The sequence below is a fragment of the Methylobacillus pratensis genome, from assembly GCF_054072455.1.
Genome location: NZ_JBSUSR010000017.1, coordinates 1 through 1,803 on the forward strand (window position 1 = coordinate 1; position 1,803 = coordinate 1,803).

Annotated in this window: 1 protein-coding gene; it reads right to left on the reverse strand. The window is 50.0% G+C overall.

Annotation, left to right across the window (positions count from 1 at the left end; genetic code table 11):
- The coding region (locus ACW4YW_RS15600; protein WP_457138403.1) for a hypothetical protein at window positions 1–1,803 on the reverse strand (1,803 nt) is incomplete at both ends.

The window sequence follows — 1,803 nt, forward strand, 5'->3', positions numbered from 1 at the left end:
TGCGTACGTCGACCTCGATGTCGTACCCGACACCGTTAACAAAGACGCCAAGCGCACTCGTTGGGAGGGTGAAGCTGCCAACGCCGAAGCCGCCGGGCACAAAGGAGGAGGATGGGATTTCGCTCCAAGCACCACCACTGCCCTTGATGCGGTAACGTAGCGCAACACTGGACGCAACACTGCCTTGGCCGATCAAGTTAAGCTGAGGGCTCCCGGCAGGGTTGGTAACAATGGCCCCACCTGCACCATTCGTTAAGAGGGGCGTTTGAGGTGAGACAGTGGGGGCTGATGCATTGGTAGTGTTGAATGTTCCACCTTGAGCATTCAGTATTTCCCCAGCACTATTAAGCGCTAGATATTGGTACTCATATTCTCCGGCTGGAATACTGCTCCAGTCAAAAGCATACATGCTTGAGAGCGAGACATTCTCAGCATTTACTACCTGAGGCACTGTAACTGAATTAAAAGGCCCAGAAGAATTCAAAGAACGATACATCAATAAGAGCGTTGTAGATTGAACTGGTTGGTTACTTATGTAGACATTCTTTGCTACAGGAGGGTTTCCACTTCCTACTAGTGGATTTTTACTTCCGGTAAGTCTTCCCGTGCCCCCACTCCAGCTTTGCTCTCCTATAAGTATTTTTCCTTGAGCAGTTGACTTAAACATCTTAAAGGTAACGGAGATTGCAACTCCATTCCTTACATCCTCTAAGTAATATCTTCCAAAATCATGGCCTATATTTCCAGATGTTACTCCATTTCCCAAAACAATATTAATTGGCCTTGTACTATTTTTAAGTGTAAATGATCCTTCAATGAGTACATTACCATCACCCAAATAATCTGTATTTGGAACTGTTATCCCGAAAGAACCAGTAAAGTAATATTTATCAGATTTATAAATTTTTGGTGTATGGTCTGTATGCAATGTCCAGCTTGCTATTCCTGTTCCGATTCCAACGTTTCCTGCGGTAATCGGATTGGTATTCGCACCATTGCTTGCCGTGATGGATCCCTCACTTGGTGCCCTGATAACCGTAGACTGCCCGTTTGCATTCGTCTCAATCACCGCCGTCGCACTTCTACCATCCATGCTCGGCTGAATGGTGTTGGTGAGCTGATTGCGCTCATCAAAGACGCTATAGGTCAAGAAGACCTTCTGAGTGTTGCTATTGTTGTCGTGCGCCAGCACCTGATCCAACGTCAATCCTCGCATATCGAGGGTGCCATTGATCGTGAGCGTGGCATTGCCCTGCTTATCATGTAGATAGACCTTGGTGATGCCGTCTGCCGAGTTACTCTTCCACACCCGCCCGGCCTGATCATACTGCGCAAACTCCTGCCAGCCGCTTGAGAGGTCATTGGGGTTGGTCGTGATGGGGGCGGTACCGACGTAGCTGCGCTTGCCCGTGATCTCCCCGAATCCGTTGTAGCGAATCTCGCTGATCAATCCCGTGCCCTGATCCGTGGTACGGACCTGCTGGTTCAACGCGTCATACCGCAACACCGTCACATCATCCACCCCGACCTGGTTGTTCAGCACCTGGTCCGCCGTCCTGCGATCCTTCAGCACGCGCCTGGTCACATTGCCATTAGCATCATAGGCGTACTCGGTCCTGGCATTCGTCGCATCGATCTCCGCGCTCAGGAAGCCGTTCTTGTTGTACTCATAGCGCGTAATGTGGTCATCGGTCTCGATATTGTCGTTCTTGCCGCGCACGATCTCACGCACGATGTTATTGAGCCCGTCGTATTCCAGATCGGTCCGCGGGTTGACGTAGGTGTTCTGGTAGTCCACAAACC